This is a genomic window from Blautia sp. OF03-13, assembly GCF_003460685.1.
Taxonomy (GTDB): Bacteria; Bacillota; Clostridia; order Lachnospirales; family Lachnospiraceae; genus Fusicatenibacter; species Fusicatenibacter saccharivorans.
Genome location: NZ_QTVR01000010.1, coordinates 62,717 through 79,863 on the forward strand (window position 1 = coordinate 62,717; position 17,147 = coordinate 79,863).

General features: G+C 46.7%; 13 protein-coding genes and 1 pseudogene. All 14 read left to right on the forward strand.

The features are described 5' to 3' along the window. Positions 1-7 precede the first annotated feature (7 nt). Positions 8-1,513, forward strand: coding sequence for a distal tail protein Dit (locus DXA55_RS09475; protein WP_158565071.1), 1,506 nt, complete (start codon positions 8-10; stop codon positions 1,511-1,513). Beyond that, positions 1,510-7,974, forward strand: a complete 6,465-nt coding sequence (locus tag DXA55_RS18100; protein WP_158565072.1) for a phage tail spike protein — start codon at positions 1,510-1,512, stop codon at positions 7,972-7,974. Before DXA55_RS09475 ends, DXA55_RS18100 begins: the two co-directional genes overlap by 4 nt. A gap of 19 nt (positions 7,975-7,993) precedes the next feature. After that, positions 7,994-8,269, forward strand: a complete 276-nt coding sequence (locus tag DXA55_RS09485) for a hypothetical protein (RefSeq protein WP_117813942.1) — start codon at positions 7,994-7,996, stop codon at positions 8,267-8,269. Between the two features lie 15 nt (positions 8,270-8,284). Beyond that, positions 8,285-8,455, forward strand: a complete 171-nt coding sequence (locus tag DXA55_RS17100; RefSeq protein WP_158565073.1) for a hypothetical protein — start codon at positions 8,285-8,287, stop codon at positions 8,453-8,455. 16 nt (positions 8,456-8,471) lie between these two features. Further along, complete coding sequence (locus tag DXA55_RS09490; RefSeq protein WP_055267310.1) at positions 8,472-8,831, forward strand: hypothetical protein; 360 nt, start codon at positions 8,472-8,474, stop codon at positions 8,829-8,831. Between the two features lie 141 nt (positions 8,832-8,972). Continuing rightward, entirely contained in the window at positions 8,973-9,326 is a 354-nt protein-coding gene (locus DXA55_RS09495; protein WP_117813944.1) for a hypothetical protein, read from the forward strand. Positions 9,327-9,354: 28 nt separating this feature from the next. After that, positions 9,355-10,911 (forward strand): phage tail tip lysozyme, encoded by a 1,557-nt coding sequence (locus DXA55_RS09500; protein WP_117813946.1) that lies wholly within the window; start codon positions 9,355-9,357, stop codon positions 10,909-10,911. Between the two features lie 288 nt (positions 10,912-11,199). Beyond that, positions 11,200-11,769 (forward strand): annotated as a pseudogene (locus DXA55_RS09505) (manganese catalase family protein); the annotation flags it as partial. A 165-nt stretch (positions 11,770-11,934) separates the two neighbouring features. Then, a complete protein-coding gene (locus DXA55_RS09510; RefSeq protein ID WP_022462708.1) occupies positions 11,935-12,225 on the forward strand; it encodes a phage holin family protein in 291 nt (96 codons plus the stop codon). Between the two features lie 61 nt (positions 12,226-12,286). Further along, the gene (locus DXA55_RS09515; protein ID WP_117813950.1) at positions 12,287-13,399 is read left to right on the forward strand and encodes an N-acetylmuramoyl-L-alanine amidase; all 1,113 of its coding nucleotides are present in this window, start codon (positions 12,287-12,289) and stop codon (positions 13,397-13,399) included. Between the two features lie 189 nt (positions 13,400-13,588). Next, the gene (locus tag DXA55_RS09520; protein ID WP_117813951.1) at positions 13,589-14,578 is read left to right on the forward strand and encodes a hypothetical protein; all 990 of its coding nucleotides are present in this window, start codon (positions 13,589-13,591) and stop codon (positions 14,576-14,578) included. A gap of 5 nt (positions 14,579-14,583) precedes the next feature. Beyond that, on the forward strand, positions 14,584-15,435 hold the full coding sequence (locus DXA55_RS09525; protein WP_147342011.1) for a glycerophosphodiester phosphodiesterase: 852 nt from the start codon (positions 14,584-14,586) through the stop codon (positions 15,433-15,435). Between the two features lie 30 nt (positions 15,436-15,465). Further along, entirely contained in the window at positions 15,466-16,698 is a 1,233-nt protein-coding gene (locus DXA55_RS09530) for an FtsW/RodA/SpoVE family cell cycle protein (RefSeq protein ID WP_082426238.1), read from the forward strand. Positions 16,699-16,793: 95 nt separating this feature from the next. Continuing rightward, positions 16,794-17,027 carry an acyl carrier protein gene (gene acpP / locus DXA55_RS09535; protein WP_022462712.1) on the forward strand — a complete coding sequence of 78 codons (234 nt, stop codon included), beginning with the start codon at positions 16,794-16,796 and terminating at the stop codon, positions 17,025-17,027. The last annotated feature ends 120 nt before the right edge of the window (positions 17,028-17,147 follow it).

Sequence of the window (17,147 nt, forward strand, 5' to 3'; positions counted from 1 at the left end):
GGCTCTCATGTTTAATGGAAGTTATCTTGAGAACGTAATTCCCGGCTATCGGACACTTTATGTGTCCGGCCGGGAAATTTTGGGTACGGAGATTACAGATCTGGAAACAGGCGTGTCTGACGGTACAAAGTATCGACGAAAGCGTTATCAGCCAAGGACTATTGTGGTGGGATATCAGCTGGTAGCCGAAGATAATGCAGCTTTTCGCAGTGCTTACAACAAACTGAATGCTCTTCTGGATGCAGAACAGGCAACCCTTATTTTTGCAGATGAACCGGACAAATATTATATCGGAACAAAGCAGGGAACGAGTGAAGTGCCGGCGGGAAGAAATGCGATCACTGCGGAGCTGGAATTTTACTGCGCGGATCCATTCAAGTATTCGGTGGAAGAATTTACGGTGAATCCGACTGCGGATGACGGAAAAACGTTCATTGTGTCGTACAACGGCACTTATCGGGCCTTTCCAAAGCTTCAGGCAGTAATGCACAGTGAAAATGGAGTAGTAGGTTTTGTAAATGACTCCAAGAAAATTCTTCAGTTCGGTGATCCGGATGAGTTGAACGGAGAAACATACAAAAAAAGCGAACTGATAACAAGCTATGCTGACCAATATGTCTGGTCACAGGATGCGGCGTGGAAAGATGATACAGGGAGCAACTTCTTATACAGTAACAGCAAGACGGCTGGAAAGCTGGGTGTCATGAGCGTAGACAGCATCAAAGGTCTGTATCTGGCCAGCAGTGGATATGTAAGTCCAAACACAAACGGCTGGAATGGAGCTATGAAATCTATTGATGTGGTAGATTCCAATGGAGCAAAGGGAGCGACGCACCTCTATTGTTACATGAACAGCTGGTTTGAAACTGGTCTTATGGGGCAGACGGGCTGCCAGGCGATTGCTTTCTGCGATGCGAACGGAAAAATGATCTGCTGCCAGGAGATATACAAAACCGATACGATCGGAAACACAGCGCACATGAATATGTGGGTAGGTGGAAACAACCCGCGTATCGTCAAAACATATACTTTTGAACCTTGCCATCGAAAAGATGCAAACCCATACAGCCAAACGTATGGCGCAAGCGACATGATGAAACATGGAGAGAAAATACGTTTTTTCTGGAAGGGCAGTTATCCGGAATTTACAGTTCCAGAATTAAAAAATGTGAAAGTGGCAACAGTGAAATTGTATTTGGGACAGTGGGGAAGTCGAAATACAGGAAATCAGCTTGTCACCAGAAATTATTTCCGCGGCATCTTCGTGAGAATTGACAATGTAGAAAAATGGCGTGATATTCCGAATAAATTTTCGGTAAATCAGGTTTTGACAGCTGACTGTAGCAATGGAGAGGTCATGTTACAGGGACTTCCGAGACAGGATCTTGGTGCGTTGGGCAACGATTGGGAGAACTTTTGCCTGCAGCCTGGAATGAATCAGATCCAATGCATTGCATCGGACTGGGCAACACAGCCAACATACACAATGAAATACAGGGAGGTGTTTCTATGATTTTATATTTTGCGGACCGACATATGAATGTCCTTGGGCAGGCAAGCACAGAGCTACCGAAGGGATTGTACATTTCTGATGATCTGAAAACAGAAGAGGTGGAAGCAGGTGTTGCTACACTAGAATTTACGCTGAATTACACGGCGAGCACGCGGAATGATGCGAAACAGTATGGTTCTGTTGGCAATTATATTCTTCGGAAGAATGGCGATGAGCAGGAATTTTATACGATCATTACCAGCGAAGAAAATATTTTCAAACAGGAAGTAGAAATCTATGCCGAGGATGCCGGTATGGATCTCCTGAACGAGACAGTTGGCGAATACAAAGCAGACAAGGCATATCCAGCGAGCTACTATGTTGAAAAATTCAGCGACGATTCCGGCTTTGAAATTGGAATCAATGAGGTCAGCAATTATAACCGGAAACTGTCCTGGGAGGGTGAGACCACCGCTTCTGAGCGTATTTTGAGCGTTGCCACGCAGTTTGACGCGGAAGTTTCCTATACTTTTGAAATCGACCGGTTGAAAATCAAGCACAAATATATCAACCTGCATAAGAAGCGCGGCGTAGATCAGGGGCGAGAACTTCGGATCAACCGGGAAGTGAAAAATATCATTGTAAAAAGTTCAGTAGAAGATCTGGCTACGGCACTTTCCGTTACCGGCGGATATCCGGAAGACAGTGAAACGCCGATCAATCTGAAAGGGTATAAGTATGATGACGGTGATATTTATCTGTCCGGCAGCACGATTTATTCCCGGAGCGCGGTGGCAAAATGGAGCCGGTATCTTTCCGAGAAAGGGAATGGAACTGGGCATATCGTCCAGACGTATACTTATGATACTTTAAGCCAGTCGGAGCTGTGCAACCGTGCTGTATCCAAGTTGAAAAAGATCTATGATGCTGCGGTATCCTATGAAGTGGAGCTGGCATATCTGCCGGATGGAATCAAGATCGGCGATACAGTCAATATCGTAGATGACACCGGAGAATTGTATCTGTCCGCGCGGATCATGAAGCTGGAATCTTCCATCTGCAACGATGAGTACACAGCGACACTGGGCGAATATCAGCTTAAATCAAGTGGAATTTCCGAGAAGATGGAGAACCTGGCTGCGCAGTTTGAGAAACTGGCAAAGAACCGGACATTTTACACATGGGTTGTATTTGCTGATACAGAAACGGGCGATGGAATATCAATCAAATCTGCTGGAAAAGCATACATGGGTATTGCATACAATCGGACGACAAAGCAGCCGGTTCTGACAGATCCGAGCGTCTACGCCTGGGTAAAGGTTGTTGGAGATCAGGGAATTGCGGGGGAGCCTGGAAAAGACGGTCTGACAAGTTTTTTTCATGTGAGATATGCTGATGTTCCGAACCCGACAGCGAATCAGTTGCGAAAGGATACAGGAAAATATATCGGTACCTATGTGGACTATATACTGGAGGACAGTACAGATCCGACCAAGTACACCTGGCGAAAATTTCAGGGCGATGACGGAGAGGACGGCGCCGATGGAACCCCTGGAGAAAACGGTGCGAATGGTGAAACCAGTTATCTGCATATCGCTTATGCAACAAGCGCGGATGGAAAGACAGGCTTTTCGACAACCAACGCCGTCGATAAAACGTATATAGGCCAATACGTGGATTTTACCAAGGCTGACAGCACCAATCCGGCGAAGTATCGTTGGAGCAAATTTCAGGGGCCGAAAGGAGATAAGGGAGATCCGGGCGAGCAAGGACTGCGCGGCCTGCAGGGCGATAAGGGTGATCAGGGAATCCAGGGACCAAAGGGCGAAAGTGGCAAATCCACGTATACGCATATTGCTTATGCAAATAGCTCTGATGGAAAGGTCAGTTTCTCCGTTTCTGATTCGAATCGTGATTATGTCGGAATGTATGTAGATGAGGTCGTAGCGGACAGCACAGACCCAACGAAATATGCTTGGAGTAAGATTAAAGGTGCCGATGGTACGCAGGGAATCCAAGGAAAGCCGGGAGCAGATGGAAAAACACCGTATTTTCATATCGCTTATGCAACGAGTGCGGATGGAAAGACAGGCTTTTCTATTACTGAATCAACCGGTAAGACGTACATCGGTGTGTATACGGACTATACAAAGGCAGATTCTACCGACCCATCTAAATACAAGTGGACAAAGATTCAAGGACCGCAGGGCACGCAGGGACTGCAGGGAATCCAGGGACCACAGGGGGAGCGAGGTATTGCTGGAAAAGATGGACAGAACGGAGCTACAACATATTTTCACATTAAGTATTCTGCAGTTTCGAATCCGACGTCTGCAAGCCAGATGACAGAGGTTCCCAACACTTATATTGGTACCTACGTGGATTTTACGGAAATGGATTCAAACGATCCTGGAAAATATACATGGTATAGGCTTCAGGGGTTACAGGGCGAAAAAGGTACGCAGGGCCTTCCTGGGAAAGATGGATCGAACGGAAAAACTACCTATCTTCATATCAAGTATTCCAATGATGGGGGTAAAACTTTTACAGCGAACAGTGGTGAGACACCGGGAGATTATGTTGGAACATGTACCGATTTCAATCAGACGGATCCGACGACAGTTGGCTCGTATATATGGGCTAAAATTAAGGGAGAACAGGGTCCGCAGGGCTTGCGCGGCCTGCAGGGTGAAAAAGGTGACCAGGGAATTCAGGGACCCAAAGGCGCTGACGGAAAAGATGGAAAAACGACGTATTTTCACATCAAATATTCTGCGGTTTCGAATCCGACCTCTGCGTCTCAGATGACAGAGACACCGTCAAAATACATTGGAACGTATGTGGATTTTACACAGACGGATTCGGATGATCCGAAGAAGTACAGCTGGCAGCAGCTGGAAGGTTCGCAGGGTCCACAGGGAAAACAGGGAATTTCAGGTACCAATGGAGCAGACGGGAAAACCAGTTATCTGCACATCAAATATAGTAATGACGGTGGGAAGACATTCACCGGGAACAGTGGTGAGGATATTGGCGCTTATATCGGAACATGCGTGGACTATGCAAAAGATGATCCTACAAGTGTCGGAATGTATAAGTGGGCGAAAATCAAAGGCGAGGCTGGAGCCAAAGGTGATAAGGGCGATACTGGTGCAAGTGGAAAAGGCGTTAAATCTACTGCAGTAACATATCAGGCAAGTTCGTCTGGAACTACGATCCCTACTGGAGTATGGTCAGCAACTCCTCCGGCGACAAGTGCGGACAAACCATATTTCTGGACTCGTACGATCATCACCTATACGGATAATACAACTTCAACTGCTTACAACGTTGGTAGTACACCGGAAGGAATTGTCGTCGGCGGACGAAATTTATACAGTCTGAGTGGTTTTTCGGCTACTTTTAAAGCAAACACAACTTCATCATCTGTCAATACCATGACTGGCGTTATAAGTTTAAAGGCCTCCGGATCTGATTTATACATAGGAGACGCTCTTTATGCGGTAGGTGAACTTGCGACATCTAGGAATGGTCCGATTATGGATGTGAGTGGAGCAACAGCGGTTACATTTTCAGTAAGCAATCCTCTATTCACGAAAAATTATTATAATTTTCTCGATGAAAATAAGAAAGCACTTGCTATATATACGGCAATTGCCAATAACAACGGAACAATACCAGTTCCAACAAATGCCAGATATCTTACGATGAGATTTGGTTATGGCTCGGCTACATCTGGGACTATATATACGTTAAAAATCAAAGTCGAAAAAGGCAATATGGCCACGGACTGGACACCAGCTCCAGAGGATTATGTATCTTTTGTTGATGTTGAGTATTATCTTTCAACATCGGCAACATCACTTTCTGGTGGATCATGGTCGACCACAGCGCCGACATGGGTTAATGGAAAGTATATGTGGAGCCGTACGGTAACAACGGACGGAGCTGGTAACAGAACGTATTCGCCGAATCAAAATGGAGTTTGCATTGCAGGAGCACAGGGAGCAACCGGAGCCAAAGGTGACAAAGGAGATACTGGAGGGACTGGTGCAACCGGTAAAGGCGTTAAATCTATTGTAGAACAGTATTACAAATCAACGTCAGCAACAGCCATGTCCGGCGGATCGTGGAGCACGACTTATCCTGGGTGGGAGAACAGTAAATATATTTGGACGAGATCGGTGATTACCTATACTGACAACACGACTTCAACGACAACAGCTGTATGTGTTACTGGAGCAAGAGGTGATAAAGGTGCTACTGGAGGAACTGGTCCAACTGGAAATGGTATCAAGAGCATAACGGAGCATTATGCTGTTTCAACCTCGAATTCATCGGCTCCTACGACATGGTCAACGACTGTGCCAACGATGACTGAAACAAATAAGTATTTGTGGAATTATGAAACCATTACATATACAAATAACACCACAAATGATACAGCTAAAAGGGTTATTGGCGCTTATGGCAATAAGGGAGCCACTGGAGAAGATGGAAAAAATGGTACAAATCTATGGGTAAATCCGCTATTTGAGTCAGGAAAGCCTCAGATAACAAGGATTGATACAAGTGTCACAGCTCCAAATGGCGCGGCAGTTAATATACTTGATAGCAGAGATCATCAAAATAGCTCAACAGCTTTTCCAGTATTTCCGGGACACCAGTATCGCATAACTGTTCACCGAAAGCGGATAACGGGTTCCCTCGAATTGAACTCCGGCATATGGTACATAACGCGGACGTCTGGACAACCTTACGATACAATTGTGGTGCCGACATCAACCAAAGATCTTGGTAACAGTTGGCAGGAAGCGACATATAACTTCACTTGTCCATCAGGAAAATCAAAAGGAAGCGTATATTTTCAGATAGATCAGCAGAGAAACAATATCACAACTAAATGGTATATTGCAAATGTCATTTGTGTTGATATAACAGGCTTAAAAGGTGATACTGGAGCCAAAGGTGATAAAGGGGATAAAGGAGCAACTGGTCCTCAGGGACCACAAGGTCCTCAAGGGGTAAAAGGCGATAAAGGTCCTCAAGGTCCACAGGGCGCTGCAGGTAAGGACGCAAATCAGGTAGTGCATACGGTAAATGGAAACGGTGAGTCAAATCTTTATGTCGAATTTGCTACAATAAAGATCACAGGTTCGTATGCAAATCAGCCAACAACATTTAAACTTGGTGGCAGAGGTTTTGAGACAACAGATGTCCAGTTTAGTTTTATCTCTGCAAATAACTCAGATCCTGGATTGGATTTCCTAAGATCTTCAGGCGGATGGTCATTATGGATTTATAAAAAGACTACTTCAACGTGGGGCCTTATAACAAGATTAAATGAACCGTATGGGCAGCTGAGAGTATTTAACTATACTCAAGGTTCTGGTCCATATACAGTGACGTGGACATCAACCAAATTAGCTTCTTTACCATCTGGTTCAATTAATGCGAATCCTTTACAAGCAGCAAAAACAGCCACCAACTTTATGCAGTTTACTGATGGGACCGGATTGGAAGTTGGTAATAAAACCAGCGGATCTTGGTCTGGTTATCGGACTAAGATTTCAGCATCAGCATTTGAGATTCTTAACCGGGCAGGAACGACACTCGCATATTATGGTGATAAGTTGATACAGCTTGGAAAGAACGCAAAAGATGCGGTTATTGAGTTATGTGGCGGTGTCGGTAAGATTTTGGTTGAAACAAAATCCGGCAATGCGGCTCTGTCAATCCAGAGCGAATATGTAGATATTAAAGGTGTCCACGAATCTGTATTGGAGACATCAAGTTCTTCTGGAAGCTGTATAGCCGGAGCTGTTGACGATTCTTTTGTTGTAAATACTTACTCGGATGCCAACAACAAAGCAAACCTCGATATTGGTAACGGTAGCATTATTCTTGAATCAAAGAAGAAAGGTTATCAGGCAGAGGTCGAATTTTATGGCTGTGGCTGGTCTGGAGGAGTGTATACTGGAGCGTTCGCACCGACCAAGGCGTACTCCGAAAAGATTATGTTAGGAGATAGTGGAAGAGTATGGGAGCGTTTGATTGTTAAAAACTCCCCACAGGTCACATCCGATCGCCGCGCCAAAACAAACGTATTTCCACTCGGTGAGAGCAAGATCAATAAGACGGATATTCATTCAGAGCTGTTCGATCGCTTAAAACCAGTTCAGTATCGGATGATTGACGGTGATGGGCGCATTTGTTATGGATTCGTCGCACAGGATGTCGTAGAAGCCATGCGAGAACTAGGAATCCGAGAAGACGAGCTGGATCTGGTACACCACGACAGGAAGAACACTGAGGATGGCTATATTGATACTTATAGTATGGTATATACCAATTTGATTGCGGTAATAACGCATGAGCTTCAACTCGAAAAGCAAAGAAGATCGAACCTTGAAGTAGAGGTTGCGGATCTAAGAAGTGAACTTGAATCCATGAGAGATAATATCTCTGGAGATACAAATTAATTTTTAGGAGGACAAAAATATGGCAGTATCAGCAACTTACACAAAGGACATTCATTATTCTGGAATCATCACAGTTGATGGCGAGACTGTTGTGTCTATGGACGCCAATATGGATGCAAAACATCCGGATGTTCCAATCATCAATCGCTACATCAACAACGGTAGAAAGTATCGTGCCAATAAAAAGGATATCGATGATGTTGTTGATAAATTTGAGAATGACATCTGGACTGAATATGACAATTATGCAGCAGAAAAAACATCAGGATCGGATCAGAACACAGAGAAAAAATAACAATCAAGGGGAGGAATGATGACAAAGTTGCAGATTATCTCAAGGATCTGGTCGACAATCTATGATCTGATTTTTCTTGCCAAAGGAACGCCGACAAAGAGTTTGGAAGAAATAGAGACAGATCTTGACGTCATCGAACATGCATGCCAGAAGTACGCAGATATCGACGATGATGAAATAGCGTGAAAGGAAGGAGATGCAAATGGAATTATTGATTGCTGCCGGTGTGCCGTCTGCGATCGTTGCTTTCTGTTTTTGGCTTCTGGAAAGACGTATCCAGAAACGGGCAGAAGCGGAGAAGATCGAACGGGCACGCAGGCAAAAAGAACAGGATGAGAAAGAAAAGAACCGTGAAGATCTGCAGTACATGATGCTGCGAGCTTTAGACGGCTCTCTTTGCTTATCAGAAGCAACAGCCAAAGCAGTGCAGAGGATTCCAGACGCAAAGTGCAACGGTGATATGCACGCAGCTTTAGACTATGAGCTGGAACGAAAGCACGATCTTGAAAATTTCCTGACGAGGCAGGGAGTGAATCACATCGTACATAAAGACGAACCGTAGATCCATAAAAGCGTAATCGGCTTTCTATGGTTCTTTTTATGTTTCGCTAAAATTACCACGAATACAATTTTAGATGCTCCACGCGGCTATACAAAGCTCACAAGGGTATCACAGGAGAATAAAACACAGGAGGAAACCAGAATGGAATTAATGAATGTATTATCGCAGATCCCACTGCCGGTTGTAGTTGCAGTAGTGGCGGTGCTGGTGATCGTAACACTGGTGTGCGTATATCAGTACACGAAAATGAAAGGCCTTGATGGCATCCGAGGAGATGTTTATCAGCTTATTCTCAAAGCAGAGCATGTATACAATGCATCTGGGCAGGGAGAACAGAAACTGAAATGGGTAGTACAGCAGGCGAGATCGCTGCTGCCAAGGTGGCTGCAGGTGATCGTGTCAGAAGAAATGCTCATTAAAGTAATCGAAGAATGGTTTGCAGCAGTAAAAGATCTTCTTGACGACGGAAAGGTGAACGGGTCTCGGAAGAATTGAGAACCTAAGAAAGGAGCGTTTGCGAGAAATGGCAATAGAACGGAATACAAATACGGATATCCTGTTTAACAGTCTGATGGCTGCCGGCTGCACACTTTACGGCGCGTGCGCAGCAATGGGAAATATCTATGCAGAGTCCGGAGCGAATCCCCGGAACCTTGACAATCTTTGCGAAAATAAGCCTGGATACAAATACACAGATGCCACGTATACAGAGGCGGTAGACAGTGGAGAGATCACAAGAGATCTGTTCCTGCATCCGCTGGGAGACTCCAGACAGTATGGTTACGGCTTCTGCCAGTGGACGTCCGCTGGAAGAAAAGCCGGCCTTTACGATCTGGTTAAGTCCAGAGGAGTGTCCATCGGAGATACGAAGACGCAGACAGAGTACATGCTGAGCGAATTGAAGACGAGCTATAAGAGTGTCTGGAAGGTATTGCAGACCGCAACCTCAGTGCAGGAAGCGTCCGATATCTTCCTGGTCAAGTTCGAGGCTCCAGCGAACACCGGATCAGCAGTGAAGAAAGCAAGGGCTTCTTACGGGGAGCAGTATTTGAAGATTTACCAGAATCAGAAGAAGGAGGAAAACAAAGTGAGCAAAATTGAAAATGCAGTAGCAAGAGCAGAGGCGATCGCCCTGGATGATTCGCACGGTTATGACCAGGTGGACCGTTGGGGCAATCCGAATTATGATTGTTCAGGGCTGGTAATCAGCTGCCTGGAAGCAGCCGGAATCCCGGCAAAGTCCAGCGGAGCAACCTATACCGGCAACATGCCGGACGTTCTGCCGAAAATCGGGTTCAAGGATGTTGTAAAATCCGTGAATCTGGCAACCGGTAGTGGAATGATCCGGGGAGATGTTCTGCTCGGAAATGGACACACGGCATTTTACTGCGGCAGCGGAAATCTGGTCCATGCAAGTATCAACGAAAAAGGAACGATCACCGGTGGCCAGTCTGGAGATCAGACCGGTAGAGAAATCTGCATCCGCAGCTATTACAACAAACATTGGGTCCATGTGTACCGCTATGTTGGAGGCGCAGCAACCGGTTCTGGAACTGTAAATGTAAGAAATTATCTCCAGAAAGGTGATTCCGGAGATGCAGTAAAAGAAATGCAGAAAATGCTGAATGGCTGCGGATTCGGCTGTGGAAGCGCTGGCGCAGATGGAGTTTTTGGCGGAGATACAGAAAAAGCCCTGCTGGCATTCCAGGAATTTTATAATCTGGAACAGGATGGCAAGTACGGCCAGGCATCAAAAACGAAGCTGGTTTCCGTGTATAACGGGAAGGTTTCAGCTGCTGCTCCAGAAAAGAAGAACACTCCGTCTTATATTGTTGGACATGAGTACACCTTGCAGGTAGAGCTGAAAGTCCGCACGGGTCCTGGAACGAATTACTCTGCAAAGAAACATTCGCAGCTGACGCCTGACGGTCAGAAGCACGACAAAGACAAGGATGGCTGCATTGATGCGGGAACCACCGTGACGTGCCAGGAAATCCAGCGGGTCGGAAACAATATCTGGATGAAAGCACCGAGCGGATGGATGGCTGCCTATTACGGCGGGCAGGCGTTCATTGAATAATTTAGATAAATGTACTACATATGCCCTGGGCATCTTCGGATGCCTGGGGTTTTTTGAGTTTCAAAGAACGTAAAAAGCCCCGGGAGATTCCCGGGGGCAAAAAGAAACGCCGCAGCTACGCGGCGAAAAGAATAATTCTTTTTTCTGGTCATTTTGGATGTTCTGACCATGTGTTATAATAACATGTATATAGAAGAAAAGCAATAAAAATTCCCGGGCAAATTACCCGGGAAAACATATTGTATCATCGAAATTTTTACAGTTACAACATATCATCTGGTATTGCATTCCGGTGGACCGGATGGAGAGATGGGCGCATCCATGCGGTATCTCTCTCAGCGTTTCACAGCACCGAACCGAATTGTAGCAGGGGTGTTGAATGATGTTGGGACAGAAGAACTCGCACACCTTGAGATGGTTTCAACGATCGTTCATCAGCTCACCTGCAATCTTTCTCTGGAAGAAATTCAGAACTCTGGTTTTGCCAATTACTATGTAGACCACACAGCCGGAATCTGGCCGCAGGCGGCTGGCGGAGTTCCGTTTAATTCTTGTGAGTTCCAGTCGAAAGGTGATCCTTTGACAGATTTGTTCGAAGACCTCGCTGCGGAGCAGAAAGCCCGGTCAACGTATGATAACATCCTTCGTTTGGTAAAAGATCCTGAAGTTGCAGATCCGATTCGTTTCCTGCGGGCGCGTGAAGTTGTGCATTTCCAGCGTTTTGGTGAAGCACTGCGTTCTGTACAGGATGAATTGAATTCGAAGAACTTTTATGCGTTTAATCCGTCGTTTGATGCAAAGACTTTCTGTGCGGCACCGCAGCCAGGGGCAGGTCAGGGGAATTGCTGCACAAGATAGTAAATTAAAAATCAAAGAACAGCACACCACTGGAAAATCCCATCTGAAAAACAGGTGGGATTTTTTGGGTTTACAGTAAGAAAATCTTATCCAGTCGTAAATCATTATCCCATCATAATATAGAAAAAAGACTTTCAAAAACAGAAAAGTCAGAAAGGATGTTCCATGGAAGCAATGAATTATGTAAAGCCCGAACTCATCGTCGTTGCGTTCGTGCTGTATTTTTTCGGTGTTGCTTTGCGGCAGGCGCAGGCGGTGAAGAATAAGTACATTCCGCTGATCTTAGGCGGCATCAGCATGGTGCTGTGTGCGGTTTGGGTGATGGCGACGAGTGAGATTGAGACGGCGAAGGAGGGGGCGATGGCGGTTTTTACGGCGGTCACACAGGGGATTCTGGTGGCGGGGCTGAGCAATTATGTGAATCAGATTATCAAGCAGATCCATAAGCCGGAGTGAACGGCGCTTCAAAAAATCTGTGTTATGCCGGAGCAGTCTGAACCGTCAGAAAGGGGAGAATATGAGAATTGATCGGTCGTATCTTGGCAATCAGAATACGTATGCGGAAAACAATCCCAAATGTATCGTAGTCCACAACACCGACAACTTCGCAGCAGGTGCCGATGCGCGGGCACATGCGAGAGCACAGCATGACGGGAATTTCCAGAACATTTCCGCACACTATTACGTCGATGACGGTGACACAGCCTACCAGGCGGCACCGCACAGCCGGGGGTGCTGGCATGTCGGCATTAATTACGGCGGAAAAAATCTGTTTCAGCAGTACGGCAACAAGAACAGCATCGGTGTGGAGATGTGTATGCAGGCCGGGTATAATTATGAAAAAGCATTTGAGAATACTGCGGCACTGGTGCGGGAGATCATGCGGGAGACGGGGATTCCGCTGGAAAGAGTCTATCGTCATTATGACATCTGCAGCAAATACTGTCCGAGCCAGATCATGAACCGCGGTGACTGGGACCGCATGAAGCGGATGATCGGAAGCGGTGCAGGGAGCACAGGAACGGGAACAGCAGGCAGCGGAACAGGAAAAACGTATGCGCCCGGGATCTATCAGGTGCAGACAGCGGCCCTCAACATCCGTCAGGCACCGGATGCGGACAGCAGGATTGCCGGAACGATCCGGGATCAGGGAAGCTACACGGTGACGGAAATCCAGAACACAAGCTGGGGACGGCTTCTCTCAGGGGCAGGCTGGGTTAACTGCCATACAGCGTATTGCCGTTATGCCGGTCCCGCAAAAGAAAAATCGGCAGAGACAGCAAAGTCATCCGGAAAGACAGTCGCAGAGGACGGAATCTGGGGCGAAAATCTGACGCGCCGTCTGCAGGAACTTTTCGGCACACCGCAGGATGGAAAAATCAGCAATCAGCTGGCCGTCAACCGGAAATTCTGTGATGGCATCACAGCCGCCGAGTGGGACAGTACGCCAAAAGGCGGATCGGCCCTTGTAAAAGAAATGCAGAAATGGGCATCGGCCGGCATGGACGGCTATATCGGTCCGCAGACAATCCTCGCCTGGCAGAAAAAACTCGGCACGCCGATCGACGGCACAGTAAGCAGCCCATCCGCCATGGTAAAAAAACTACAGAAGTGGTGCAACCAGAAATAGAAAAAAGAATACTCAAAGACCCGGTTTTGTGTTATACTGGAAGATAGTTTAAAATGAACAGAAAGAAAAAGAGCTTCAAAAAAAGACTCGAAGTGTCAAATGTAAAATACAAAAGAGAAAAAATAAAGGTAATTTTTGCATACAGATTCATCGGGGGGAATTGCGGCTGACAGGAGAGAACAACAGCAGATGAGAAAAAAGGCAGTAAAAAATGCAGGAATGATACGAATTTATCTGAATATGGCATGGAAACTTTTGCAGAAAAACCTGCTTAGCATCGTGATATTTGAGACGGTCTACCGCCTGTTTTCCAACCAGCTGGTTTCAAGACTCGCCAATGCGGCGATCAACTTTTCCTTAAAACAGCTGGGAACGAGTTATATGACATCGGAAAACTTCAACAAGATCATGTTGCATCCGCTGACCCTTCTGCTGATTTTTGGAATTCTGCTTGTTTTCTTTTTCTGTATGCTGTTTGAAATCTATGCTGTCATGGCGGCTCTGGAGGCCTCCTGGAAACGAAAACGGATTTCCGTTCCTGTCATGATGCTTGCCGGCGGAAGAGGAGCCGCACAGTTTGTGCGCGCCCGCCCGTGGACCTGGTTTTTCTACATGGCAGCGAGCTTCCCGTACCTTTGGCTGCACAGCAGCTACAGCGCCATCCGCAGTATGAAACTGCTTCAGGTTTCCCTGACGAAGATTTTCAATGCCTTCCCGGCATACTGGATCCCGGTGGTGCTGACGATTCTGCTTGTCGCGTTTTCGTTTGCGTTTTCCTACACCATCCCTTTCCGGTGCATGATGACGGAAAAAGAGAAAAATACCCATCTGCGGGTGCGCCAGACACTGGAAAAACGCGTGCTGCGTGAGCTTGGCATCAACGTCTCTTTCCAGGTGATGATTTTTCTGATTACGTGGGTTCTGTATCTGATTTTCGGAACGGCTGTCGTTGCCTATGCAAAGCTGGTGAAAACGCCGTCTACCGTTGTCAGTACCGTCATCGTCTACGGTGACTGGGTCAAATCGACGATGAGCCTGATCGGCGGAGCGTTCGGCCTTGTCGGAAGCATTACGTATCTGTATCTGATTTTTATCCGTTCCTCCCGAAAGGCTACCAGAAGAGCCGGACAACGAAAAAGCCGAGCTCGAAGCTGGTACGCACCTTCTGCGGTCCGGTAACGGCGGTGGTTCTCACGATCGCCATGCTGGCGGGAGAAACGGTTTATCTTGTATATGCCATGCGCGCAACACGTGCAGAGGCAACGGCTTCCTCCCAGTATATTTCGGTGTCAGCGCACCGGGGCGGAGCCAGAAAAGCACCGGAAAATACGATGAGCGCGATCAAATATGCAGTGGACAGCATGTCGGATTACGCGGAGATCGATGTACAGGAGACGAGTGATGGTGAGATTGTCCTTATGCATGACACAAATCTGAAGCGGACAACCGGTCTGAATGCCAGCATCTGGACCCTGACCTACGATGAAATCAGCCAGCTTGATGCCGGTGTACGATTCAACAAAAAATTCCGCGGCGAGCAGATTCCGAAGCTGGAAGAAGTCATCGCGTACGCGAAAGGAAAAATCAACCTGAATATCGAAGTAAAATACAACGGCCACAACCAGAATATTGTCAAAAAAGTGGTGAAAATCATCGAGGACAATGACTTTGTGGATCAGTGTGTGCTGACTTCCATGAACTACAATTTCCTCAGGCAGGCAAAGAAAATCAATCCGGATATCAAGACCGGGTATACGATGAAAATGTCGTACGGAGGCCTGGAGGATATGGACGCGGCGGACTTCTTTTCTGTAAAATATACGTACATCACAGAAAGCTTTGTAGAGCATGCGCACAGTCTTGGTAAAGAAGTCTGTGCCTGGACGCTGAATTATCAGGGAGATATGCAGCGGATGGTCAACTGCGGCGTGGACAACATTATCACGGACGATCCGGAGCTGGTGCGTAAGGTTATCCTCGGAACGACCGACCGAAATCCGGGCTTTGTCAGCCTGCTTGGCTATGCACTGAAATAAATGGAGTAAAACAATGGAGGTGGAAACTTCATGGCAGAGAAAGTAAACATGCCATCCCAGAAGAAAGAAAAGAAGAAAAAGAGGAAGAAAAAACTTCCTTCGGATTTTTATGATTATAACCTGCTGGCCTGCACCATTCTGCTGGTCAGCTTCGGACTGATTATGCTGTACAGCGCGAGCGCCTACGAGGCGGCCAGTACATTCAAGGGAAATGATATGTATTATTTCACGCATCAGGCGGGGCTTTCTGCTATTGTTCTGGTGGGGATTGTGATATTGTCGAAGTTTGTAGATTATCATAGTGTATGGTTCCAGCGGATTGCAGCACTGGTATACTGGGGAAGTCTCCTTCTGATGGCGGCGGTAAGGTTTACGCCGCTTGGTTATGAAGCCTATGGGGCGAGAAGATGGCTCCGGATCGTCGGTGTCAGTCTTCAGCCTGCGGAGATTGGAAAGCTGGGGCTGATTCTGTATTTGCCATACATTATCCTGAAGATGGGAAAAAATATGCGTACCATCCGCGCAAAAGCGATTGTCCTCGGACTTGGCGTGCTGCAGGCGCTGGCTGCGTGGATTCTGACGGACAACCTGAGTACCGCCATTATTCTGGGACTCATCGCCTGCGTCATTTTGTTTCTGGCGGACCCGGAGGTAAAATTTTATGCGCGTGTGATTCCGGGCGCGGCGGTAATTGGCGTTTTTGCGATTATCATTTTAAAAAATAATCTGCAGATCTTTGAAAGAATAGGCGGTGACTTCCGGTCGAACCGTATCTATGAATGGCTTTCCGGAGGCAGCTATCAGATTCTGCAGGGACTTTATGCGATTGGCTCCGGTGGATTTCTCGGAAAAGGACTTGGCAACAGTACGCAGAAGATTACAACAATTCCGGAAGCACAGAACGATATGATCTTCTCGATCATCTGCGAGGAGCTTGGAATATTTGGCGCGCTTCTTGTATTGCTGCTGTTTGGCTACTTGCTGTACCGTCTATTTGTGGTTGCACAGAATGCGCCGGACGCGTATGGAATGCTGATGGTGAGCGGCGTTTTTGCACATATTTCCATTCAGGTTATTCTGAACCTGTGTGTCGTTCTGAAACTGATGCCGGCAACGGGAATTACCCTTCCATTTATCAGTTACGGAGGAACATCGGTGCTCTTTATCCTGACGGAAATCGGCATTGCCCTGTGCGTCTCCCGCTTTATTGTGTTCCAGGATGGAAAGAGCGGAGAAGGAGAGGCACAGGCGGAAGAACAGTAAAAGTAGAAAAATCTATTGACAAATGCCGGAATAACAGATACACTTTTTTCGAAAGAAATACTGGCTGCCGGGTAGAGGCAGGAAGGAGCAGAACAATGTTAGAAAAGATAAAAGAAATTTTAGTAGAACAGCTCAACTGTGATGCAGACAGCATCAACGAAGATACCTCTTTTAAAGATGACCTGGGTGCAGATTCCCTGGATCTCTACGAGATGGTTATGGCATTAGAAGACGAGTACGGAATTGAAATCGACACCGACGAACTGACAGACCTTTCTACCGTCGGCGACTTTATGGAATATTTGAAACAGCACGGCGTAGAGGTCTGAAAAAGAGCATTGCCGCTGGCAAAAGTGGAAGGATGGTGCAGCTCGGAAGAAACGCCGGGCTGTTTTCCATTCTAAATAAATGGTGGAAGGGAACAGACAAAAGGATTGTTCCAGAAAAAC